The organism is Streptomyces sp. NBC_00400, from assembly GCF_036048035.1.
Taxonomy (GTDB): domain Bacteria; phylum Actinomycetota; class Actinomycetes; order Streptomycetales; family Streptomycetaceae; genus Streptomyces.
In genome coordinates this window covers 2,786,393-2,809,629 of the sequence record NZ_CP107940.1, presented here as the reverse complement: position 1 = coordinate 2,809,629, position 23,237 = coordinate 2,786,393, and the positions used below count along the sequence as shown (strand labels likewise).

Annotated in this window: 18 protein-coding genes; 11 read left to right on the top strand and 7 right to left on the bottom strand. The window is 69.9% G+C overall.

All coding sequences use genetic code 11. From position 1 onward, the window contains the following. Position 1 precedes the first annotated feature (1 nt). The 3 genes from OHS81_RS12210 (at position 2) to OHS81_RS12200 (ending at position 4,400) form a co-directional block, all read left to right on the top strand. Entirely contained in the window at positions 2–1,417 is a 1,416-nt protein-coding gene (locus OHS81_RS12210; protein WP_328391087.1) for a restriction endonuclease subunit S, read from the top strand. A 32-nt stretch (positions 1,418–1,449) separates the two neighbouring features. Further along, positions 1,450–3,039 carry a type I restriction-modification system subunit M gene (locus OHS81_RS12205; protein ID WP_443058843.1) on the top strand — a complete coding sequence of 530 codons (1,590 nt, stop codon included), beginning with the start codon at positions 1,450–1,452 and terminating at the stop codon, positions 3,037–3,039. Between the two features lie 629 nt (positions 3,040–3,668). Further along, positions 3,669–4,400, top strand: a complete 732-nt coding sequence (locus tag OHS81_RS12200) for a hypothetical protein (protein WP_328384811.1) — start codon at positions 3,669–3,671, stop codon at positions 4,398–4,400. A 278-nt stretch (positions 4,401–4,678) separates the two neighbouring features. Here OHS81_RS12200 and OHS81_RS12195 read toward each other — a convergent pair whose 3' ends face one another. Together OHS81_RS12195 and OHS81_RS12190 are read right to left on the bottom strand one after the other, a co-directional pair. Then, the gene (locus tag OHS81_RS12195) at positions 4,679–5,260 is read right to left on the bottom strand and encodes a Uma2 family endonuclease (protein WP_328384810.1); all 582 of its coding nucleotides are present in this window, start codon (positions 5,258–5,260) and stop codon (positions 4,679–4,681) included. Positions 5,261–5,333: 73 nt separating this feature from the next. Next, positions 5,334–6,071 (bottom strand): carbonic anhydrase, encoded by a 738-nt coding sequence (locus tag OHS81_RS12190; protein ID WP_328384809.1) that lies wholly within the window; start codon positions 6,069–6,071, stop codon positions 5,334–5,336. Between the two features lie 332 nt (positions 6,072–6,403). On the opposite strand from OHS81_RS12190, the gene OHS81_RS12185 reads away from it, so the two are divergent. Continuing rightward, the gene (locus OHS81_RS12185) at positions 6,404–7,480 is read left to right on the top strand and encodes a class I SAM-dependent methyltransferase (protein WP_328384808.1); all 1,077 of its coding nucleotides are present in this window, start codon (positions 6,404–6,406) and stop codon (positions 7,478–7,480) included. A gap of 78 nt (positions 7,481–7,558) precedes the next feature. On the opposite strand, the gene OHS81_RS12180 is transcribed toward OHS81_RS12185, so the two are convergent. Continuing rightward, complete coding sequence (locus OHS81_RS12180; protein ID WP_328384807.1) at positions 7,559–8,308, bottom strand: PIG-L deacetylase family protein; 750 nt, start codon at positions 8,306–8,308, stop codon at positions 7,559–7,561. A 398-nt stretch (positions 8,309–8,706) separates the two neighbouring features. Between OHS81_RS12180 and OHS81_RS12175 the strand changes: the two genes are divergently transcribed. The 6 genes from OHS81_RS12175 to OHS81_RS12150 all read left to right on the top strand — a co-directional run bounded on the left by OHS81_RS12175 (position 8,707) and on the right by OHS81_RS12150 (position 16,162). Then, a complete protein-coding gene (locus tag OHS81_RS12175) occupies positions 8,707–9,459 on the top strand; it encodes a GntR family transcriptional regulator (RefSeq protein ID WP_328384806.1) in 753 nt (250 codons plus the stop codon). Positions 9,460–9,777: 318 nt separating this feature from the next. Then, positions 9,778–11,517 carry an APC family permease gene (locus tag OHS81_RS12170; protein ID WP_328384805.1) on the top strand — a complete coding sequence of 580 codons (1,740 nt, stop codon included), beginning with the start codon at positions 9,778–9,780 and terminating at the stop codon, positions 11,515–11,517. Positions 11,518–11,756: 239 nt separating this feature from the next. Next, positions 11,757–11,936, top strand: coding sequence for an SPOR domain-containing protein (locus OHS81_RS12165; RefSeq protein ID WP_328384804.1), 180 nt, complete (start codon positions 11,757–11,759; stop codon positions 11,934–11,936). 51 nt (positions 11,937–11,987) lie between these two features. Continuing rightward, entirely contained in the window at positions 11,988–12,410 is a 423-nt protein-coding gene (locus tag OHS81_RS12160; RefSeq protein ID WP_328384803.1) for a (deoxy)nucleoside triphosphate pyrophosphohydrolase, read from the top strand. Positions 12,411–12,858: 448 nt separating this feature from the next. Beyond that, entirely contained in the window at positions 12,859–13,320 is a 462-nt protein-coding gene (locus tag OHS81_RS12155) for an ATP-binding protein (protein WP_328391085.1), read from the top strand. 277 nt (positions 13,321–13,597) lie between these two features. After that, a complete protein-coding gene (locus OHS81_RS12150) occupies positions 13,598–16,162 on the top strand; it encodes a SpoIIE family protein phosphatase (RefSeq protein ID WP_328384802.1) in 2,565 nt (854 codons plus the stop codon). A gap of 89 nt (positions 16,163–16,251) precedes the next feature. Here the strand turns inward: OHS81_RS12150 and OHS81_RS12145 are convergent, their stop codons facing one another. The 4 genes from OHS81_RS12145 to OHS81_RS12130 form a co-directional block, all read right to left on the bottom strand. Beyond that, positions 16,252–17,052, bottom strand: coding sequence for a succinate dehydrogenase/fumarate reductase iron-sulfur subunit (locus tag OHS81_RS12145; protein WP_328384801.1), 801 nt, complete (start codon positions 17,050–17,052; stop codon positions 16,252–16,254). Further along, on the bottom strand, positions 17,049–19,016 hold the full coding sequence (locus tag OHS81_RS12140) for a fumarate reductase/succinate dehydrogenase flavoprotein subunit (RefSeq protein ID WP_328384800.1): 1,968 nt from the start codon (positions 19,014–19,016) through the stop codon (positions 17,049–17,051). The genes OHS81_RS12145 and OHS81_RS12140 overlap by 4 nt, the downstream gene beginning before the upstream one ends. 34 nt (positions 19,017–19,050) lie before the next feature. Further along, positions 19,051–19,878: a hypothetical protein gene (locus OHS81_RS12135; protein ID WP_328384799.1), complete on the bottom strand. Its 828-nt coding sequence runs from the start codon at positions 19,876–19,878 to the stop codon at positions 19,051–19,053. A 106-nt stretch (positions 19,879–19,984) separates the two neighbouring features. Beyond that, complete coding sequence (locus OHS81_RS12130; RefSeq protein WP_328384798.1) at positions 19,985–20,284, bottom strand: hypothetical protein; 300 nt, start codon at positions 20,282–20,284, stop codon at positions 19,985–19,987. Positions 20,285–20,689: 405 nt separating this feature from the next. Here OHS81_RS12130 and OHS81_RS12125 point away from each other — a divergent pair, with 405 nt between their 5' ends. After that, positions 20,690–23,101 carry an ABC transporter family substrate-binding protein gene (locus OHS81_RS12125; protein WP_328384797.1) on the top strand — a complete coding sequence of 804 codons (2,412 nt, stop codon included), beginning with the start codon at positions 20,690–20,692 and terminating at the stop codon, positions 23,099–23,101. Positions 23,102–23,237: the final 136 nt, after the last annotated feature.

The following is a 23,237-nucleotide window of genomic DNA, read 5'->3' as shown; positions in this document are numbered from 1 at the left end:
TATGAGTGTGGGCGGGTTGCCGGAAGGGTGGGCTTGGGCACGCCTCGGGGACCTCGGCAGCGAGGTCAGGGAGACGGTTGTTCCTTCTGAGGGGAATGTTTACGAACTGTGGAGCGTGCCGTCGTTCGCAAGTGGTTCCCCCGAAGTCTTGGACGGGCGAGAGATTGGGAGCGCTAAGCTCTCTGTCGAGCCGGGCGACGTGTTGATCTGTAAAATCAACCCGCGCATTAACCGCGTATGGAGTGTCACGGGCAGAAATGAAGGTTTGATCCAAGTCTGTTCTCCGGAGTGGGTTGTGCTCCGGCTTCACAGTGGCAGTACGGGGGTTTCTGGAAAGTATCTCCAGTACTATCTTTCCTCCCCTTCCTTCCGGCAATGGATCTCGTCATCCGTTTCTGGCGTAACGGGTAGCCATACTCGTGCTAAGAGCAAAGATATTCTCGCGCGTCAGGTTCCGGTCCCTCCACTCGCCGAACAGCACCGCATCGTCGAGGCCCTCGAGGAGCAGCTCTCCCGGCTCGACGCGGCCGAGCAGACGCTGCGACTGGCATGCAAGCGGATCGAGGTTCTACGCAAGTCGGTCTTCACCTCATTGGTCCCCGAGACAGCCCCCGCCGGTTGGACAGTTACGACTGTCGGTGAGGCTGGAACTCTGGAGTTGGGGCGAGCCCGGCACCCCGACTGGCATCACGGTCCCGAAATGCGTCCCTACCTGCGCGTGGCCAATGTTTTCGAGGACCGGATCGACATCTCCAGCGTCATGGAAATGGATTTTTCGGGGATCTTTGAGAAGTACCGGCTCCACAAGGGGGACATCCTCCTGAACGAAGGGCAGAGCCCGCATTTGGTGGGTCGTCCAGCGATGTACCGCGGGGTTCCGGAGAATGTTGCATTTACGAACAGTCTGTTGCGATTCCAGGCGGGTCCGGGTGTTCTCCCTGAATGGGCACTCATGGTATTCCGGCGGCATTTGCACGCTCGCAGGTTCATGCGCGAGGTACGCATCACGACGAACATCGCCCACTTGTCGTCAAAGCGCTTGAAAGTGGTCGAGTTCCCGATTCCCCCTCTGGAGATCCAGAAAGATCTCGTCCAGCGCTGCGAAGAGTTGCTGTCAGGCACCGAGGCGATCGGCCGTGAAGTCGACCGTGCCGCTCAGCGGGCAGACGCTCTGCGGTCGGCCCTGCTCCGGAAGGCGTTCAACGGCAACCTGCTTCCCCAGAACCCCACCGACGAACCCGCCACCACCTTCCTCGCCCGCATCGCCGCCGAGCGCGACGCCGCCAAGCCTGCCCGAAAGACCAAGCGCGCCGCGCGCCCCCGCAAGACGGCCGCCGCGGCCAAGGCGACCGAGGCCGCCGCCCCCGCTCCAACCCCCGCCCCCGTCACTACCGTTCAGCAGGAGCTCTTCCAGTGACCGCCCTCGTCCCGACGCCAGACGGCGCAGCCATCCCCTCCGCCGAGGGTGTCCTCCTCACCGAGACGCCCAAGTCGAAGAAGGCCGCCGCGCAGACCAACACTCTGGTCGCCAAGCTCTGGAACTACTGCAACGTTCTCCGCGACAACGGCATGTCGACCATCGAGTACGTAGAACAGCTCTCGTACCTGCTCTTCCTGAAGATGGTCGATGAGATCGAGGACGACCCGTGGGAGGGCCGCGACCTCAGCGGCATCGTGCCGGAGGACTACAACTGGAAGTCCCTCGTCAGCAAGCGCGGAGCGGAACTCGAAGCCCACTACCGCGCCATCCTGGAGCACTTGGGCCGTAAGCCCCACACCACCATCGGCACGATCTTCGCCGACGCGCAGAACCGGATCACCAAGCCGGCGCTGCTCGAAAAGCTGGTCGTGGAGCTGATCGGTCGAGAGGAGTGGACGGTCACCGGGACTGACCTCAAGGGCGACGCCTACGAGGGGCTGCTCGCCAAGGGGGCATCCGACACCAAGACCGGCGCCGGCCAGTACTTCACGCCGCGCGCGCTCATCGACGCGATGGTAGACGTGACCAGGCCGGGGCCGGACGACACCATCACCGACCCCGCCTGCGGCACCGGCGGGTTCCTGATCGCCGCGCACACGTACATCACCCGGCTCCACATCAAGGACATGGACCTTGAGGCCCGCAAGGCGTACGACAGCGGGCGCAAGATCTGGGGCAACGAGCTGGTCACCGGTACCGCCCGCCTCGCCGCCATGAACATGCTCCTGCACGGCATCGGCAAGAGCGACGGCCCGAGCCTGATCGACGTCGGCGACGCGCTTGCAGAGAAGCCGAGCGGTCGGCACGCCTCACTCGTCCTCGCCAACCCGCCCTTCGGGCGCAAATCCGCAATCACCGTGATCGGCCAGGACGGCGACCTGGAGAAGGAGGACGTCCAGTACGACCGCGACGACTTCACCGCCACCACGACCAACAAGCAGCTCAACTTCCTCCAGCACATCATGTCGCTGACCGCCGTGAACGGCCGGGCGGCCGTCGTCCTGCCGGACAACGTCCTCTTCGAGGGCGGCGCAGGCGAGAAGATCCGCCGCAAGCTGTTGGACGAGTTCGACCTGCACACGATCCTGCGCCTGCCCACCGGCATCTTCTACGCGGGCGGCGTCAAGGCCAACGTCCTCTTCTTCGACAAGAAGCCCCCGCGCGCCGACGGTAAGCCACACACCACCGCCACCTGGGTTTACGACTTCCGCACCGGCCAGCACTTCACCATGAAGAAGTGCCCGCTGACCCGGCCCCACCTCGACGACTTCGTAGCCAAGTACAAGGCGGGCGAGCCGATTTCCGCCCGGGTCGCCGACAAGGACGACGACGGCCCCTGGAAGCCGTACACATACGAGGAGTTGACGGCGCGCGACAAGGTCAACTTCGACATCACGTGGATGAAGGACCCGGCCCTGGAGGACGCGGACAGTGACCTGGAGCCGGAGGTCATCGCCGAGGAGATCTTGCGCGATCTCCAGTCCGCCCTCGCCGAGTTCACTGCCATCGCGAAGTCCCTGGGCGCGGATGTGGACGTACCGGGGGCGGAAGAAGTCTGACGACGGCCCGAAGGTTCGTCGTCACCGCTCCGGAGAGCCGCCATGCCAAGTGCCTTGTGGCCCTTCGGCGTTCCCGTGCTGCTACTGCCGGCCATTCCTCTGGGACGGCGGTGTCAAAGGTTCCTATCGCCGGAACGTCTCTACGATGTACCTGCCCGAAGATGGAGCAGCCGCGACAGCCGCAATGGCGGACACCTCTCGACCAACCCCGCCACCTCTCCTGAGACAGCGCCAACGGCAAATCCTGCTACGTCGTCTCCGGCTCCGGCGGTGAAGTGGCCTCGCGGCTGACCGGCTAGCACACGGCCTTGCAGCTGCCATGGTCGCTCGCCCGCGTGTTGCGGAACCCTGGGGCGATGCTGGCGGGCCATACGGCTGGTGCAGGCAAGCTCCGCTACCTGGGCCGATGCCTAGACGCGAGCCTGGCCGACTCCATGCGTATCGCGGAGGGCTCCAGAGTCCTGTCGCAAGAGAGTGGAGGGCCGGATCCGGAGCTGAACCGATCAGATCGAGCCACAAACCGACCATGATCCGCAAAGCCGCTTGACCGGCCTCTATACGGTGCAGGGAACATCAGGAGTCCACGTCCCGAAGTTCCCCTTCCCTCCACGCGCCGCACAGAGGTATGCATGGCCATCGCACACCCTCAGACCCGTCAGTTCGAGTCGTTCGTCACGAACCTGTCATACGCACGCCAGATGGTCCGAGCAGGGCAGGCACTGGAAGTGCTCAGCCCCAAGGGCATCGACACCGGCGATTTCTACCGGGCCGCCTGGGTGCAGTCCATCGCCGCCCTCGAACACTGGGTGCAGGAGGAGGTGTTGCGCCGGGTCGCCGAGGAAGCTGCCAAGGACGACCCGGACATGCCGCGCAAGCTCCGTGACTACCTGTTGCCGCTGCACTGTGTGGAGAGGGTGCAACGGGGCGAAACGACCATGGCCGAGGTGGTCGCGGAGCGGGCGCGCCAGGAAATCGCCCATCAGACCTTGCAGAACCCGGACGCCATCGCGAAGGTGATGTCGCTCGTCACCGACGTCAAGGTGTGGCGGGAGGCGGCGAAGTGGGTTAACCGGTGGAGCCAGTACCGCACTTCATACGACGACAAACGGCTGCGCGGCCAGTACGTCCTGTTGCTCCGCCGCCGCAACCAGATCGCACACGACGCGGATCTGATCGACGGCGACCTCAAGCAACGCCGCCAGATCGGCGAGGCTGATGTCACGGACGCCCTCAACTGGATCGAGCGGATTGCGCTCGCGCTCGCGTATGCGCTGGAGGGGGACGCGTCCAAGGCCTCAGGGCATCCGGCTCCGGCCAGGGCTTCGGAAGTACCAGGTGGAGATCAGGTGCACATCGACTGAGTCATCGTCGTCGAGCCCTGCGAACTCGTGCCGACTGGCTCAGAGCCGTCTGGCCTGCATGGTGCTGGGATAGAACGCTCGTGTTGGGATGCCCCCTCCAAACCCGCGTTTTCGCAGATGGGAGCCCTGCACTACAGATTCCGGTTCAACGTGTAGTCGCACGTCTGCCGCAGGCGCCCCGAGTCGCCGAACGCGCAGGAAAAAGGGTCGGACGAAGAGAGTCCGGCCCTTTTCCCTTCTCCCCGCGCCCGACGTGGCGCTGACCTCCCACCGTGGTCTCAGCCGGACCGGCCCGGTGCGAGCTTGTCCAGATCGAGGCTGATCTCGAAGGGCAGGGACCGCTGGAGCGTATGGCGGAAGATCCCTGCGGGCGCGTAGGAGCGGGTCGGCTCGTCGAGCTCGTAGACGTGTACGGCGGGGACGGTGTCCTCGTCCTCGATGCACCAGTAGTGCGGGATTCCGGCCTCGGCGTACTTGCGCAGCTTGACGGTGCGGTCGCGGTGGGCGGACTCGGGCGAGACGACCTCGATGACGAGCAGGACGTCCTCCGGGGTGAACCAGGTGCGGTCCGCCTCGTACGGGGCCGTGGCCAGCAGGAGGTCGGGCTCCGGGCGGTTGCGAGCGTCGAGGCGGATGGTCATCTCCCGCTCGACCTCGATGCCGTCGGGTGCCTGGTCCATGAGAGCCACGGTGAGAGAGGTGACGAGGCGGCCGTGCCACGACCGCTGCGGGGCCACCCTGAAGACAAGCGCTCCGTCGATGAGCTCGGTGTGGCGGGGCGCCTCGGGGAGGTGGTCCAGGTCCTCCGCGAACCAGCCTTCCACGCGCGGCGGGCGCACCCCGGCGGGCAGTGCGGTCATGGCTCAACCGTAGCGACTCGGCAAGGCTGGGGCTACGAGATCATCAACGCCGGAGTGGTCCCGCCTCCTCCGGTCAGGACGGTGCGCCGGCCAGGACCTCCACCTTGCCGCTGTCGAGGGAGTAGTAGGCGCCCACCACGGCGAGGCTGCCCTTGGCCACGAGGGGGGCCAGGTCCTGGTTGGAGCGCAGGTTGGCGGCGGTCAGTTTGACCTGGGCGCGGGCCATGGTGTCGACGGGGTCGCCGCCGCCGCCCTCGCGGACCGTCTGCTCGTACGCCGGCCGCAGGGCCCTGGCGATCGCCTCAAGGTTGCCGGGCAGGGGCTTGCCGTCGCGGAGGGACTTGTAGGACGCCTCGACGGCGCCGCAGCGCTGGTGTCCGAGGACCACGATGAGGGGGGTGCCGCTCGTCATGGGGCCGTACTCCACCGAACCCGTGACCACCGGGCCGACCGCCTCTCCGCCCGTGCGCATCACGTAGAGGTCGCCCAGGCCGGTGTCGAAGAGGAGCTCGGGCGGTACCCGGGAGTCGATGCAGGAGAGGACCGAGCCGAAGGGCACCTGTTTCTGGGCCACGAACTCGCGGCGGCTCGGGTCCCGGTCGGGGTGCTGGAGGTCTCCGCTCACCCAGCGGGCGTTGCCGTCCATCAGTCTCTGGAAGGCCGCTTCGGGCGTGGTCGGCCGTGCCGGCGACGGAGAGTCGGCCGCCAACGGGGCGGCGCTGGTCGTGGCGCACCCCGCCAGCGCGACGGTGGCGGCCGCAACTCCGCCGGCGATCAGTGTTCTGCGATCCGGATGTCCCGCTCCGTCCATGGGCCGTTCCCCTCACTTCAGTCCGCTGAGATGCGTCCGTACGTGGTGACCAGGGCGATTGTCCAGCGCGAGGGCGGCACCCGACGGCAGGCGCAAGCGGGCGCGGGTCACTTTGCCACCGACGGCCCACAGGAACCGGCCGGGAGGGCGGCCCGGTGTTCTGGCGGCTGTGAAGACTTCCCAACCTCCGCGTAGCATCGGAAAAGGGGTAAAGAAGTCGCAAAGTGCAGGAGTGGGGCAGTGTGGCCGATGGTGGCGCGGGTGTGCCCGCGTCGCGCCGTTGCGCGGGCGAGGGGCCTCGCACCGTACTCCGGCGTCAGGAGGAGGCGGCGATGAGCGAGCGGACCCCGGCGCGCCCGGATCCGGTGCGGCAGGAGGAGTTCACCGGACGGATGCTCCAGGTGCTGAACGACTCCTGTCTGGGGCACCTTTGCAGCCTCGGCCACCGCGCGGGCCTGTTCGACGTGATGTCCGGTCTGCCGTCGGCGACCAGTGCGCAGATCGCCGAGGCGGCCGGGCTCGACGAGCGCTATGTGCGGGAGTGGCTGGGCGGGATGACGGTCGGCGGCATCGTCGCGTACGCCCCCGAGGACGGCGGCTACCGGCTGCCGCCCGAGCACGCCGCCGTGCTGTCCCGGGCCGCGGGGCCGGACAACATGGCTGCCTTCATGCAGTACTTGGCGATGATGGGTGACGTGGAGGACGAGGTCCTTGCGGCGTTCCGGGCCGGCGGCGGGGTGCCGTACTCCTCGTATCCGCACTTCCAGGACGTGCAGGCCGAGGAGACGGCGCGGGTGTACGACGCCGCGCTGACCGGCACGATCGTGCCGCTGGTGCCGGGGCTCACGGACCAACTGCGCTCCGGGATCGACGTCTTGGACATCGGCACCGGGCAGGGGCATGCCGTCAACCTGCTGGCGCGCGCCTTCCCCGGAAGCCGGTTCGCGGGAATGGACATCTCCGCCGCGGGCATCGCCACGGCACGGGCGGAGGCCGCGCGGTGGGGGCTGGGCAACGCCCGCTTCGAGGTGGCCGATACGGCCGAACTCGCCGGCTCCTACGACCTGATCACGGCCTTCGACGTGATCCATGACCTGGCGCGTCCCGCCCGCACACTGGCCGCCGTCGCGAACGGCCTGCGGGACGGCGGGATCTTCCTGATGGGCGACATCGCGGCCTCCAGCGAGCTGTCCGAGAACATCGGCCATCCACTGGGACCCACCCTCTACGCCCTGTCGGTCTTCTACTGCATGACCGTCTCCCTCGCGGAGGGCGGCGCGGGGCTGGGCACGGCCTGGGGGCGGCAGGCCGCGCTGCGGATGCTGGCGGAGGCCGGGTTCGGCGAGGTCGAGACCCGGGAGGTGCCGGGCGACATCCTGAACGTCTACTACGTGGCGCGGAAGGGGTGAGGAGGGGAAGGGGGGAGGCGCCGGGAGAGCCCTTGGCGGGCCTCAAGCGGGCGCTCAAGCGGGCGCTCAAGCGGGCGCTCAGCGGGGAAAGAGCTGGAAGAGCGTGGCGGGGCGGCCCCGGTAGCGTTCGCCGCCGGTGCGCAGCATCTGCTCGATGAAGGTGCGGGCGTACGCGTGCGGGTCCTGTTCGGCGCCGCGCAGGCCCCTGATGTACGCCCCGTGTGCTGCCAGTGAGTCGACCGCGCGGTCGATGCCGGGGCCGACCTCCGCGGCGTGCGTGGGGTGCGGGGAGCCCGCCACGGCCACCCAGCGGACGCCGTTCCAGGGCGCCAGGCCCTTCGCGCCGGCGAGTTCGGGGAAGATCCAGCGGTTGCCGGCGTCGCCCGCGGCGTCGAGGACGGCGCGGCCGACGACCCGGTGGTCCGGGCTGTTCCAGTGGCCGCCGCCCCAGGTGTCGTGGTGGTTGAGGGTGAGCAGCAGCTCGGGGCGGTGGCGCCGGACGGCCGAGGACAGATCACGCCGCAGCGCCGGACCGGGCTCGATGATGCCGTCGTGGTGGTGGTCGAGGAATTCGACGGTGTGGACGCCGACCACTGCGGCGCCGGCCCGCTGCTCGGTCTCGCGGACCGTGGCGGCCTCCCCGGGCGCGAGTCCGTCGATGCCGGCCTCACCGCGGGTGACCAGGAGGTAGCTGACCTCGCGCCCCGCGGCGGTCCATTCGGCGATGGCGGCCGCGGCGCCGTATTCGAGGTCGTCGGGGTGTGCGACGACGGCGAGTGCCCGCTGCCAGTCCTTGGGCATGGGGGAGAGCTGGGGTTCGGCGGGCATGGGGTCCCTTCCTTCGCGTCCTGATACCGCGTCCCGCGTTCCGTTGCCGGGTGCTGTGCCGTCTTCTGTCTGCTGTGTCCCACGACCGCGGCCTGCCGTGCGTTCCGTGTGCCGTGCGCCGTTCGGGCGTCTCTTCGCTCCGGCTCGACCGTGCTGCTCGCTCCGGCTCGACCGTGCTTCCTTTTCGATCGTGACACGCATGGGTGGCGGCTACCGGGTGGAAAGGAAGGGTGGGGTGGCGCGGGGTGGGGGTACGAGAACCCATGGTGCCCGGCCTCGGTCGTTTACACGGGCTGAGCTGGGTTTCATCACATCAGGTGAATATCTGGCCCAAGCTTGCGATCGGCAACGCGCGGTTGCCACGCTGTTGCTCACCGTCAAGCTGTTGGGAGGGGCACGTGCCTTTCGGTGAGCAGCCCGCATACCTCCGCGTCGCCGGCGACCTGCGCCAGAAGATCGTCGACGGGGTGCTGCCGCCGCACACCCGCCTTCCCTCCCAGGCGCGCATCCGCGAGGAGTACGGCGTCTCGGACACCGTCGCCCTGGAGGCGCGCAAGGTCCTGATGGCCGAGGGGCTGGTCGAGGGCCGCTCGGGGTCGGGAACCTACGTACGCGAACAGCCCGTCCCGCGCCGTATCGCCCGCGTCGGCTTCCACTCGGCGGGCGGCTGTACGCCGTTCCGGCAGGAGCAGACGGACGAGCGGGTGCGGGGCACCTGGGAGTCCCACAGCGAGCAGGAGCCGGCCGGCGCTGCCATCGCCGCCCGGCTGCGCATCCCGCAGGACGCCAAGGTGATGCGGACGCGCTATGTCTTCCGGGCGGAGGGGGAGCCGTCGATGCTCTCGACCTCCTGGGAGCCCCTGGAGGTGACCGGGCGGACGCCCGTGATGCTGCCGGAGGAGGGGCCGCTGGCGGGGCGCGGCGTGGTCGAGCGGATGGCGGCCATCGATGTGGTGGTGGACAACGTCGTCGAAGAGGTCGGGGCGCGGCCCGCGCTGGCGGAGGAGGCCATGACGCTGGGCGGGGTCCCCGGGCACGGCGTCCTGGTCGTCTCGCGTACGTACTTCGCGGGCGGCAGGCCGGTCGAGACGGCCGATGTCGTCACCCTCGCGGACCGGTACCGGGTCACGTACCACCTGCCGGTGAAGTAGCCGCGAAGCTCCGCTGCCGCTCCCGCACCCCGGTGCGCGAGCGGCAGCGCCCACCTCTGTGCCGGCACCTGCCCTCTGCGCCGGCACCTGCGCGAGACCCTTTCCGAGCCCCATACGCGTGCGCAAAACGCTCCCGCATCCTCCGTACGCGGGCGCGAGACGCCCTGATCCCGGTCCCGGTTCTCTGGCGAGTGTCCAGTTTGTGGCTATTCGCACACAAAATATGGCTGAAACCTTGTGTTGGATAACTCACAGACCCTCAACTACAGGCCTTTTTCTGGCTGCTGTGGGAAGCCGACGCCTCGATTCGCTCTTACGATGGCGAAGTTTGTGCACGGCACGGGGGAAGACCAGGAGACCAAGCACGTGAGCACGACGAAGACCCCGAGCGCAGAGCAGGGCTCGCACTCGAATTACCGTCGGTCCCTCGGGACCATCGCCCTGACCGCCACGGGTCTCGGGTCCATCATCGGCTCCGGCTGGCTCTTCGGAGCCGAACGCGCCGCCGCGATTGCGGGCCCGGCCGCGATTCTCGCCTGGCTCATCGGGGCGCTCGTCGCCCTCACGATCGCGCTCACCTACACCGAGCTCGGCTCGATGTTCCCGAAGGCCGGCGGCATGGTCCGCTACGGCCAGTACTCGCACGGTTCGCTCGCCGGATACCTCGCGGCCTGGGCGAACTGGATCGCGATCGTCTCGGTCATCCCGGGTGAGGCCACCGCCTCCGTCCAGTACATGAGCTCCTGGGACTTCGGCTGGGCGCATGCGCTCTACGACGGCAAGGAGCTGACCGGCACCGGCGTCGGGCTCGCCAGCATCCTGCTGATCTTCTACTTCTTCCTCAACTGGTTCGCCATCTCGCTGTTCGCGAAGACCAACACCGCGATCACGGTCTTCAAGGTCGTGGTCCCGGTGCTGACCGCGAGCGCGCTGATGGTGGCGCACTTCGACACCGGCAACATCACCCACCACGGCGGCTTCACGCCCAACGGCTGGAGCTCGGTCTTCACCGCCGTCGCCGTGTCCGGCATAGTCTGGGCCTACAACGGCTTCCAGTCCCCGCTGAACATGGCCGGTGAGGCCCGCAACCCCGGCAAGTCGCTGCCGAAGGCCGTCGTTTGGTCGATCGTGATCGCGCTGGTCATCTATGTCGCCCTGCAGGTCGCGTTCCTGATGGCGGTGCCCGGCGACAAGCTGACCGCCGGCGGCGGCTGGGCCTCGCTCGGCTTCAACTCGCCGCTCGCCGACCTCGCGGTGGCCTGGGGCCTGAACTGGCTGGCGCTGCTGCTGTACGCGGACGCCTTTGTCTCGCCGTCCGGTACGGGCATGATCTACGCGGCCACCACCTCGCGCATGATCCAGGGCGTGCAGGAGAACGGTCATCTGCCCGGCATCTTCGGCAAGGTCGACAAGAAGACCGGTGTGCCGCGTCCGGCGCTGCTGCTCAACCTCGCGATCGCCTTCCTGTTCCTCGCGGTCTTCCGCGGCTGGGGCTCGCTCGCCGAGATCGTTTCGGTCGCCACGGTCATCTCGTACATCACCGGACCGGTCGCGGTGATGTCGCTGCGCCGGCTGTCGCCGGACCTCGCGCGGCCGGTCAAGCTGCGGGCGATGCCGGTCATCGCGCCGATCGCGATGATCTTCGGTTCGCTGGTCCTGTACTGGGGCCGCTGGCCGCTGACCGGCAAGGTCATCCTGATCATGGCCGTCGGACTGCCGGTCTGGGCCTGGTACGAGATCGGCAAGCCGCTGACCCAGGGCCGCAAGCCGTGGGCAGAGCTGCGTCCGCACCTCAAGGCCGGTGCCTGGATGGTGGCGTATCTGCTGGTCATGGCCGCTGTCTCGTACCTGGGCGGCAAGGACTTCGGCGGCAAGGGCTATCTGCCCGAGGGCTGGGACATCCTCCTGGTCGCCGCGATCGGTCTCGCCTTCTACTACTGGGGCGTGCGCAGCTCCTGGCGTAACCCGACGCTGCTCCAGGCCGAGGCCGAGAGCCATGCGGCGGAGCAGGAAGCGGCTGCCCAGGCCGAAGAGGCCAAGGCACCCGTCGGCGCCTGAGCCGCGCCCGTTCCACACCACTTCGTACATCGCCCGGGACTCCTCGGGACCACCGGCCACTCGCAGGCCGCTTCCGGTACGCCGGGGGCCCGCGGGTGGCCGGTTCGGTATCTCTTTGTGAAAATCCATATCCGGTGAGTAAAGGTCGGGCGTAGGCTCGGGCATATGCGGATTGCGATTTCGGCATCAGCAGACCAGGGGCGTGCGACGGCGCGCTACGCGGCGGACGGAGGGGCGCAATGACCGAGGGCGGAGCAGTGCTCCCCTGGCTCGTCATCCGCCAGGACGAAGGCGGCAACCGGTATCGCGTGGGCCGCTATGCCACCCGAGCGGAGGCGGAGCGGGTGGCCGACCGGCTCGGAACGCGCGGCCACCAGCAGCTTTACGTGGTCGAGAAGGCCGACCGGGCGGCGACCTGAGAGGCGGCGAGCGGGAAGCGGGACGAGGGCGGGGCACGTAGGCTGCCGCGCATGACGACCGTGCGCGTAGTGGTGGGCGGAGCGGTGTGCGAGCGCGGGCGGCTGCTGGCCGCACGGCGCAGTGCACCGCCCGCACTGGCCGGCCGCTGGGAGCTGCCCGGCGGCAAGGTGGAAGACGACGAGACACCCGAGCAGGCGCTGGAGCGAGAGCTGCGCGAGGAGCTGGGTATCGAGGCGGCGGCCCAGGAGCGGATCCCGGGGGAGTGGGTGCTGCGGCCCGGCTATGTCCTGCAGGTGTGGACGGCCCGGCTGCTGTCCGGGGCGCCGCGGCCTCTGCAGGATCACGATGAGCTGCGCTGGCTGCTGCCCGGTGAGGAGTCCCAGGTCGACTGGCTGGACCAGGACCGCCCGGCGGTGGCCGAGGCGATGCGCCGGCTGGCGGGGACGGCCGGGGCGCCGAGCCTGCGGCCGTAGTCGCCGAGCCGGGCCCCGTGCGCGGCCCTGAGGGCCCCGTACGCGGCCCAGGCCGGCTTCGTGTGCCGGATCCGGTGACCGGCGACTGGTGACCGCACACCGTCGCCCCCTGCCCGTACGGACGCCCTCGGCGAGCTGGTCTGCTCGTCCGCCTCCGCTGCTCGTCCGCCTCCGCTGCTCGTCCGCCTCCGCTGCCCGTCCGCCTCCGCTGCCCGTCCGCCTCCGCTGCCCGTCTGCCTGCATTGCCCGTCCGTCTGCATTGCCGGTCTGTACGTGCTGCCCGTCCGCCTGTACTGCCCGCCCGCACCGCCTCACTCCAGCACGCCGATATGTTTCATTTGTGCCACAGTGCGCCGCTGCAGGCGGTACTGAGGGATACATAGCGGGTATGTCCTGAATGACCCCTTCGATGCAGGCAAGGCGACGGGGATTGCCATCGGGCTGGGATGTGATCGGCGTGAGCGACAGCGCAGCGGCAGGGGTCCCGGAGCCGGACTCCGGGAACGTCCGCAGGCGCGGCAGGGCCTCCGGTGCTCCCAGTGCCGAATGGAGTTTTCCGGCTGACCCCGGGGCGGTGCGCACGGCCCGCACGGCGGTGCGGCAGGTGCTGGACGACTGGGGGCTGAACGGCGCCGCCGACATGGCCGTACTACTCGTGAGCGAGCTCGTCACCAACTCCCTGCGTCACGCCAGCGGGCCGATCGGAGTCCGTATGGTGCTCCTCAACACCGACGGGCTGCTCGTCGAGGTCTCCGATCCGCTGCCCGACCCGCCGCAAGAGCGCGACGCCGCTCCCGACGACGAGGGAGGCCGTGGATTGCAGCTGGTCGCATGCAGTTCGCGGCGGTGGGGGACCCGTCGCGGAAAGAGTGGCAAGACAGTGTGGTTCGAGCTGTCGGTGGCTGGTTAGGAGACAGGTGGGTCTGATCGTTGCCAATTCATCGACATTCCGTCGATGACCTGCGATCGAGACTGTGCTGTGATCGTGAAGACCGTGTTCCGGATAGTCGAGGTGCTGGATACTCAGGCGGGTCCGGTCCGGGCACGATGAGCTGGAGGGGACGGGGCTCGTGAGCGAGATGTCATCTGGCGGGGAAGAACCCGCGCAGGCCGAGGGTCAGGGCGGTGCGGACGGCTCCGGTGATCCAGGTGGCCGCCCACACGCGCGTGAGCTGCAAGGCCCGCCCGTGTGGCAGAGCAGCCGGCCCGGGTCGATCTATGACTACATTCGCGTGGCCTCCTTCTCGCTCGGCCCCGACGGGCGGATCGACCAGTGGAGCGAGCGGGCCGAGGACATGCTCGGCATACCCGCGCGGTACGCACTCGGCAAGGACCCCGTCGAGGCCTTCGTCCCCCGCGAGTTGCGGGCGACCGGGCGCCGCAAGGTGTCCGAGATCCTTGACGGCCGGGAGTGGACCGGCCTGGTGCCCTACCGCCGTGGAGAGGGCACGGACGCCGACGGGCTCGCCGAGATCTATGTGATGCCCTCGCGCGACGAGAACGGCGAGCGGGCCGCGGTCTGCCTCGTCGTCGATGTCCGCGCGCTGCGCGGCATCGAGACCGACCTCGCCGCCTCGCAGGCCGTTTTCGGTCAATCTCCCATGGGCTTCACCCTGTTCGGTACGGATCTGCGGCTGCTGCGGGTCAACGAACGTTTCGCCACGGTCTTCGGCGGTCCGGCGAGCAAGTACCGCGGCTGCAGCCCGCACGACTTCCTGCCGCGCTCCGAGGCCGAGCGGATGACCGTCGCGCTGCGCCGCGTCCTGGACACCGGCGAGCCGGTCACCGAGATGCAGTTGGTCGGGATGGCGCCCGGCGAGGAGGACCGCCGCCGCTGGGCGGTCTCGCTCTACCGGCTGCACGGCGCCAGCGGCCGCCCGATCGGTGTCGCGGCGCTGGCCGCCGATGTGACGGGCCGTCGGCGCGCCGAGCGCGAGGCCGCCAACGCCCGCCGCAACCTCGCCCTGCTCAACGAAGCCGGCGCCCGGATAGGCAACTCCCTCGATCTGGAGACCACCGCCCGCACCCTCCTGGACGTCGCCGTCCCGCAGTTCTGCGATCTGGCCTCCGTGGACCTCTACCAGGGCCTGCTGGCGGGTGACGAGGCGCCGCCCGGCATGAGCGACGGCAGCGCGGAGCTGCGCCGGGTCGCCTTCGCCAGCGCCGTGTCGGACGCCCCGCTCGCCGCCCCCGGTGTCCTCGGCGACGCGCCGGGGCCGGTCGCGGTCGGCGCCGTCCACCGCTACCCCTTCAACTCCCCCTGTGCGGGCGCGCTGCGGACCGCCCACGCACAGATCATCCCCGGCCGGGAGAGCGACGACGGACCGGAGCTGGGCGCGGTGGTGCACTCCACCCTCGCCGTCCCGATGGTCGCCAGGGACACCGTCGTCGGACTGGTGCAGTTCTCCCGTACGAAGGGCAGCGAGCCCTTCGGGGAGCGCGACACCGCGCTCGCCGTCGAACTGGCCGCGCGCGCCGCGGTCTGCATCGACAACGCCCGCCTCTACCGCCGGGAGCACGAGCGTGCCCTGATATTGCAGCGCAGCCTGCTGCCGCCCGGCGACCCCGAGGCCGCCGGTCTGGACATCGCCTGCCGCTATCTGCCCGGCACCACCGCCACCGAGGTCGGCGGCGACTGGTTCGATGTCATCGAACTCCCGGGCCACCGTACGGCGCTGGTCGTCGGCGATGTCATGGGACGCGGGCTGCGCGCCGCCGTGGCGATGGGGGAACTGCGCACCGCCGTACGGACCCTGGCGCTGCTGGACCTGGAGCCCGCCGAGGTGCTGTCGGCGCTCGACGAGATCGCCCGCGGGCTCGGCGGCGACGGCGACGGCAGGTCGTCGACCGCGCGCTCCGCCCGCAGCCGGTCCGGGGCCGGCGAGGGCACGGGCGAGCAGCGGCGCTCCGCCGCCACCGCCGATCTCTCCGAGGTCTACCTCGCCACCTGCGTCTACGCCGTCTACGACCCGGTCACCCGGCGCTGTACGTTCGCCAACGCCGGGCATCTGCCGCCGGCGCTGGTCGAGGACGGCGAGGACGCTCTGCTGCTCGACGTGCCGCCGGGGATGCCGCTCGGGGTGGGCGGCGAACCGTTCGAGGAGATCGAGGTCGAGCTGCCGGACGGGGCGCTGCTGGCGCTCTACACCGACGGTCTGGTGGAGTCCCGCCACCATCCGCTGGAGGAGGGGCTGCAGGCGTTCCGCACCGCCCTCTCGCACGCCGACCGTCCGCTGGAGGACGCCTGCGACCAGGTCCTGAGCGCCATGGACACCTCGCACGGCGAGGACGACATCGCGCTGCTGATGGCGCGGGTGCACGGGCTGCCCAAGGACGCGGTGGGCGACTGGAGCCTGGCGCCGGAGGCCCGTTCGGTGGCCCGGGCCCGCGAGCTCGCCCGTGACCAGCTGACGGACTGGGGCCTGCAGGAGCTGGTCGACACCACGGAGCTGCTGGTCAGCGAGCTGGTGACCAATGCGCTACGGCACGGCCACGGCGAGATCCGGCTGCGGCTGCTGCTGGACCGCTCCCTGGTCTGCGAGGTCTGGGACGCCGATCTCGCCCAGCCGCGCCGCCGCCGGGCCCGGGACACCGACGAGGGTGGCCGCGGACTGCAGCTGGTCGGGCTGCTCAGCCAGGGCTGGGGCAGCCGCCGCACCCCGCGCGGCAAGACCGTGTGGTTCGAACTCGCGCTGCCGGACGGGGAGTCGGCGGCGGTCGATCCGGCCGAAGCGCTGCTGAGTCTGTTCTGAGGGGCTGAGGGGCTGAGGTTCTGACGATCCGAGGACGCGGGCGGGGGCCCGGGGCGCGCGCCCCGGGCCCCCGCCCGCGTCCCGCCCGGTCATTCGCTACGGCGCCGGATCTTGTTCCCGAGCCACACCAGCGGGTCGTACTTGCGGTCCGCGGCGCGCTCCTTCAGCGGGATCAGCGCATTGTCGGTGATCTTGATGTGCTCGGGGCAGACCTCGGTGCAGCACTTGGTGATGTTGCAGTAGCCCAGCCCGTGCTCGTCCTGCGCGGTGCGCTTGCGGTCGAGACCGGCTTCCGGGGCCGCGTCCAGCGGGTGCATGTCGAGCTCGGCGATCCGCATCAGGAAGCGCGGACCGGCGAAGGCCTCCTTGTTCTCCTCGTGGTCCCGGACGACATGGCAGGTGTCCTGGCACAGGAAGCACTCGATGCACTTGCGGAACTCCTGCGACCGGCCCACGTCCTCCTGCTGCATCCGGTACTCACCGGGGCCCAGCTCCGGGGGCGGGACGAACGCCGGGATCTCGCGGGCCTTGGTGTAGTTGAACGACACATCGGTGACCAGATCGCGGATGACCGGGAAGGCCCGCATCGGCGTGATGGTGAGGGTCTCCGTACGGTCGAACACCGACATCCGGGTCATGCACATCAGCCGCGGCCGCCCGTTGATCTCCGCGCTGCACGAACCGCACTTGCCGGCCTTGCAGTTCCAGCGCACGGCGAGATCGGGTGCCTGGGTCGCCTGCAGGCGGTGGACGATGTCCAGCACCACCTCGCCGTCGTGCACCTCGACCTTGAAATCCTCCAGGTCCCCGGCGTCCGTGTCGCCCCGCCAGACCCGGAAGTGCGCCTGGTAGACGCCGGACTGCTGCTGCTCTTCCTGCGACACGCTCACCGGCTCAGCTCCTCGTCGGTCAGATACTTCGCCAGCTCGTCCTTCTCGAACAGTTCCAGCAGGTCGCGGCGGATCGGCGGGGTCTCGCGGCGGGAGAGGCGGATCTGGCCCAGTGCCGCGTCGGATGCCCGCGCGTCGCCCTGCGGGTCGGCGAGTTCACAGACCAGATTGATGTTGCGCCAGGTACGGTCCATCGCCGGATGGTCGTCGCGGGTGTGCCCGCCCCGGCTCTCCTCGCGCTCCAGCGCCGCCCGCGCCACACACTCGCTGACCAGCAGCATGTTCCGCAGATCGAGGGACAGATGCCAGCCGGGGTTGTACTGCCGGTGCCCCTCGACGCCGGCCCGCCGGGCCCGCACCCGCAGATCGGCCAGCCGTTTCAGGGCCTCGAACATCTCGCTTTCCTTGCGGATGATGCCGACCAGGTCGTTCATCGACTGCTGGAGCTCTTGGTGCAGGGTGTACGGGTTCTCCGCCGGGCCCGGTTCGCGGACGGTGTCCGCCTCGACGAGCTCGGCGCTGAAGGGGCGCAGCGCCTCCGCCTCCGCCGCGTCGATCTGCAGCGGGTCGACGGCCGGCCGTTCGGCCGGCGACTGTGCGTACTCGGCCGCGTGCAGCCCCGCCCGGCGGCCGAAGACCAGCAGGTCGGACAGCGAGTTGCCGCCGAGCCGGTTGGAGCCGTGCATCCCGCCGGCCACCTCACCGGCCGCGAACAGGCCCGGGACGCCGATCGCCGCCGCGGTGTCCGGGTCCACGTCCACCCCGCCCATCACGTAGTGACAGGTCGGGCCGACCTCCATCGGCTCGGCGGTGATGTCCACATCCGCCAGCTCCTTGAACTGGTGGTGCATCGACGGCAGCCGGCGTTTGATCACCTCGGCCGGCATCCGGGTGGAGACATCCAGATAGACGCCGCCGTGCGGCGAGCCGCGGCCCGCCTTGACCTCGGAGTTGATGGCGCGGGCTACCTCGTCGCGGGGCAGCAGTTCGGGCGGGCGGCGGTTGTGGTCCGGATCCTCGTACCAGCGGTCGCCCTCCTCCTCGGTCTGGGCGTACTTGTCCTTGAAGACGTCCGGGATGTAGTCGAACATGAAGCGCTTGCCCTCGCTGTTGCGCAGCACCCCGCCGTCCCCGCGGACCGACTCGGTCACGAGGATGCCCTTGACCGACGGCGGCCAGACCATGCCGGTGGGGTGGAACTGCACGAACTCCATGTTGATCAGCGGCGCCCCGGCCAGCAGCGCCAGCGCATGCCCGTCGCCGGTGTACTCCCAGGAGTTCGAGGTCACCTTGAAGGACTTGCCGATACCGCCGGTGGCCAGCACCACCGCCGGGGCCTCCAGCACGAAGAAGCGCCCGGACTCCCGCTCGTAGCAGAAGGCGCCCGAGACCCTGCCGGACCCCGCGGCGGAGCCGCTGAACGACTCCGTGAGCACCCGGGTGACCGTGCACTCCTGGAAGACCTTCAGCCGGGCGTCGTACGCGCCGAACTCCTTCTCGTCCTCCTGCTGCAGCGAGACGATCTTCTGCTGGAGGGTGCGGATCAGCTCCAGGCCCGTACGGTCGCCGACGTGCGCGAGGCGCGGGTACTCGTGGCCGCCGAAGTTGCGCTGGGAGATCCGGCCGTCCGCGGTGCGGTCGAAGAGCGCGCCCCAGGTCTCCAGCTCCCATACCCGGTCCGGGGCCTCACGGGCGTGCAGCTCGGCCATCCGCCACTGGTTGAGGAACTTCCCGCCGCGCATGGTGTCGCGGAAGTGCACCTGCCAGTTGTCGTGCTCGTTGGCATTGCCCATGCTGGCGGCGATGCCGCCCTCGGCCATCACCGTATGCGCCTTGCCGAACAGGGACTTGCAGATCACGGCCGTCCGCATGCCGGCCTCGCGGGCCTCGATGGCGGCACGCAGCCCGGCGCCGCCGGCGCCCACCACGACCACGTCCCATGCCTGCCGGTCCACATGCGCCATCAGAGGGCACACCTTTCCTTAGGAGATGCTGTCGTCAGAAGAAACGCGGGTCCGTGATGGCCCCGCTGGCCAGCAGGAAGACATAGAAGTCGGCGACGGCCACGCTGATCAGCGAGGACCACGCGAGCAGCATGTGCCGCTCGTTGAGCTTGCCGACCCAGCCCCACAGCCGGTAGCGCACCGGGTGCTGGGAGAAGTGCCGCAGCCGGCCGCCGATGATGTGCCGGCACGAGTGGCAGGAGAGGGTGTACGCCCAGATCAGCACGATGTTGGCGAGGAAGACCAGGGTGCCCAGGCCCATATGGCCCCAGGCGTAGTTCTCGTCGCGGAAGGTGAGCGCCGTGTCGTAGGTCAGCACGCCCGCGACCAGCACCGCGAAGTAGAAGAAGTAGCGGTGGATGTTCTGCAGGATCAGCGGGAAGCGGGTCTCACCGGTGTACTTCTTGTGCGGCTCGGCGACCGCGCAGGCCGGCGGCGAGGCCCAGAAGCCGCGGTAGTAGGCCTTGCGGTAGTAGTAGCAGGTCAGCCGGAAGCCCAGCGGGAAGATCAGGATGAGCAGCGCGGGGGACAGGCCCCACCAGCTGCCGAAGAGCTCCCAGTTGGGGCCGCCGCGCATGGTGCGGCAGTTCTCCGCCAGACAGGGCGAGTAGAACGGTGAGACATAGGGCGCGTGGTAGTAGTCGGCGTTCGCGAACGCCCGCCAGGTCGAGTAGACGATGAACGCGAACAGTCCGGCGGCGGTGCCGGCCGGTGCCAGCCACCAGCGGTCGGTGCGCAGATGACGGGCGGGGATGGCGGCGCGCGAGGCGGTGTGCACACCGTTCGCGGGCGCTGGTGGGGAGGGTTCGGTGCCAGTGGCCAACGTCGGTCTCCGTGAAGGGCGCTCCGTCGGGGCGGGGGCGGCGAAGGCACCGCCGGGGCGGGGCGGGACGGGATGAGGGGCGGTGAGCGGGACTCGTGCTGCGTCGTCAGGGCGCGTGGCCGTTCCTGGAGCCGAGCCCCTCGTCCTCGGCATCGGTCCACAGCGCGGCGTTGTACGGGGCGTCGGGGATCGTCACCATCTCCTCGACGACGGCGCTCGGACGGCGGGGCGGACCGGCCGCCACACTCTGCTTGAGCAGGGTCAGGCTTTCGCGCAGATGGTCCGTGTCGCTGCGGAGCCGGCGGATGTCCAGACAGGCGTCGAGCTGCGCCTCCAGCCGTCCCACCGAACGGGCCAGACCGTCCAGGCTGCGTTCAACCGCCGTCAATTCGTCCTGAAGGGACATAACGTGCCCTCACTTTTGAAGGTGTGGTGGGCGATCTCATGCGCCCGAGAGTGTCGCGCGTCACAGTAGGCGTTGGGAAGGGGGCGAGCGTGATTACGACTCGAACCGGTGCGTTCCGGCAACCATGCGCCGCGGCGTAGGTCGAACGCGGATACGGAAACCGCCGGTACGCGGGGGCGTTCCGCGCACCCGGGGGCCCCGGTTCTGGCCGCTGAGGGGCCCGGTGTTGGGCCGGGCGGGTGGGCTTGGGGTCCCGGACGACGTGTCGGGCGGACGGTCCGCCCGGGGTCGCCTTCAGTAGGGGTGCCATAGATGTGATGAGCCCCAAAGTCGGCCGAACGTGGTGCGCCGGTCTGGCCCCAGGCGGCGCACGGCGCGGCGCGGGCGAGCCCGGAGGTAACCGTCATGACCGACCACGACCACCCCTCAGGCCGCCGCGCGGCGTGCCGCAGGCGCCGCTGTGCCGCGCTCATCGCGGCCGGGGTGCTGCTCCCGCTGCCGGCCCTGACCGGATGCAGTGACGAGGCCCGGGACACGTCCGTCACCACATCCCAGGACATCGCCCCCGCGCCCCGCGGCGAACTGAAGAAGGGCGGCACCCTGCGCTGGGCCGTCGATGCGATGCCCGGCACGCTGAACGCCTTCCAGTCGGACGCCGACGCGACCACCACGCGGATCACCGGCGCGGTGCTGCCCAGCTTGTTCACCATCGACGCGAGCGGCAGACCACAGCGCAACGCCGACTACCTGGACGCCGCGGACATCAGCGCCCGCGACCCCAAACAGGTCGTCACCTACAAGATCAACCCCAAGGCGCGGTGGAGCGACGGCAGACCGGTCACCGCCGCCGACTTCATCGCCCAGTGGACCGCGCTGCGCGGCAAGGACAACGCCTTCTGGGCCGCCCGCAACGCCGGCTACGACCGGATCGGCAAGGTCGAACAGGGCGCGGACTCCCACGAGGTCAAGGTCACCTTCGCCCGCCCCTACGCCGACTGGGAGTCCCTGTTCACCCCGCTCTACCCCAAGAGCGTGATGGGCAGCGCCGACGCCTTCAACGACGGCGCACGTGAGCAACTGAAGGTCAGCGCCGGGCCGTTCCTCTTCCAGAAGCGGGACGCCAAGGAAGGGCGCGTCGTCCTCGTACGCAACCCGAGGTGGTGGGGCGATCCCGCCATGCTCAAGAGGATCGTGCTGCAGTCGCTGCCCGGCGACAAGCGGGCCGCGGCGCTCGCCGACGGGAGCATCGATGTCGCCGCGGTCGACCAGGCCGCCGCGAAGCGGGTCGCCTCCGCCCGGCGTGCCGCCACGGCCGGCCCCCACGAGCCCGGCGACGGCAACGCGGGTCCGCAGGGCGAGGGGAACCGGGCCCGGGCCCGGTCCGGCGCCAAGGCCGTCGCAGCGCAGACCGCCCTACTGCGCGGCTACACCATCCGCAAGGCCCTGGAGCCCGCCTACACCCAGCTCGCCCTCAACGGCAGCAGCGGGCCGCTGGCCGACGACCGGGTGCGCCGCGCGGTGGCCCGTGCCCTCGACCGCCAGGAGCTCGCGGACACCGTCCTCAAGCCGCTCGACCTGCCGTCCAGGCCGCTCGGCAGCCATCTGCTCATGGCCGAGCAGTACGGCTACCAGGATCACAGCGATGCGCTCGGCGGCCAGGACACCGGGGCGGCCAGGGCGCTGCTCGCGGAAGCCGGCTGGAAGAGCGATGACACCGGCCGTCAGCAGGCCGGCGAGAAGGCGGGCGCACCGGCGCCCGGCACGGGCCGCGCCGCCGGCGAGGACGGCTACGACACCTCGGGCGACCGCTACGGGGACGAGGGGGCCGGCGACCGGTCCGACGGCGGGGACGACGGCGACGCCGACGACCGCAACCCGGCCCGCGCCGGCCGCGGCCATGCCGCCCCGCCCGCCAGGGGCGACCGGTCCGACGGCATGCGGCCCGCCGCCGCAAAGGCCCCGCTGTCCTTCACCGGCGCGGTCGGCTCCGAGGTCCAGCAGGCCGCCCTGCTGCGGCAGAGCGCCTCGTTCTACAAGGAGGCGGCGGCCAGGGAGAAGGGCCGGGCGGACGGTGACGCCGGGTCAGCGGCGTACGGCAGGTACAAGCAGTACAAGAAGCGCGCGGCACAGACGCTCGGCGCGGCCGAGCTGATCGAGACCGGGCAGGCCCCGAACCTGCCGGGCTCGGGCGGCCACCCGGGCGCCCTGCGCGCGGCCGCCGAGCGGCCCGCCGACGCGGCCTTCGCACCGCGGCCGGCCGGCCACAAGGGGGCCAAGATCGCCGCCGTCAAGAAGAACGGCAGGCCGCTCACCCTGCGCTTCGTGCTCCCCGACGGGGCCGGCTCCGCCCAGCTGCGCGCCGTCGGACGGCAGATCGCCGAAATGCTCGGCAAGATCGGTGTGCAGACCTCCCTCCAGCGGGTCTCCGACGCCAGCTACTTCCAGGACCACATCGCCTCCGGCGACTACGACCTGGCGCTGTACTCCTGGCCCGGCACCGCCTACCCGGCGACCGACGCCCGGCCGATCTACGCCAAGCCGCAGCCCGCGCCCGACGGCTCGCTGACCGTCGAGCAGAACTACACCCGGGTCGGCACCGACCACATCGACCAGCTCTTCGACCAGGCCGCCTCCGAGCTGGACGAGAGTGCCGCGCACACGCTGGTCGAGCAGGCCGACGCCAGGATCTGGGCGGCCGCCGGATCGGTTCCGCTCTACCAGCGGCCCGAGCTGGTGGCCACGAAGAAGACGCTCGCCAACGTCGGCGCCTTCGGCTTCGCCACACCCCGTTTCCAGGACATCGGCTACCAGATGTAGCCGGGCAGCCACCCTGGCGAATAAAAGGTAAGAAACCGCAGGTCAGACGGCGTAGATACGGGCTGCGGCGGTCAATGCCGCCGCAGCCCCGTACGATGGGGTGAGGCCGTGGCTTCGTTATGCCCGGCAGGCGCGC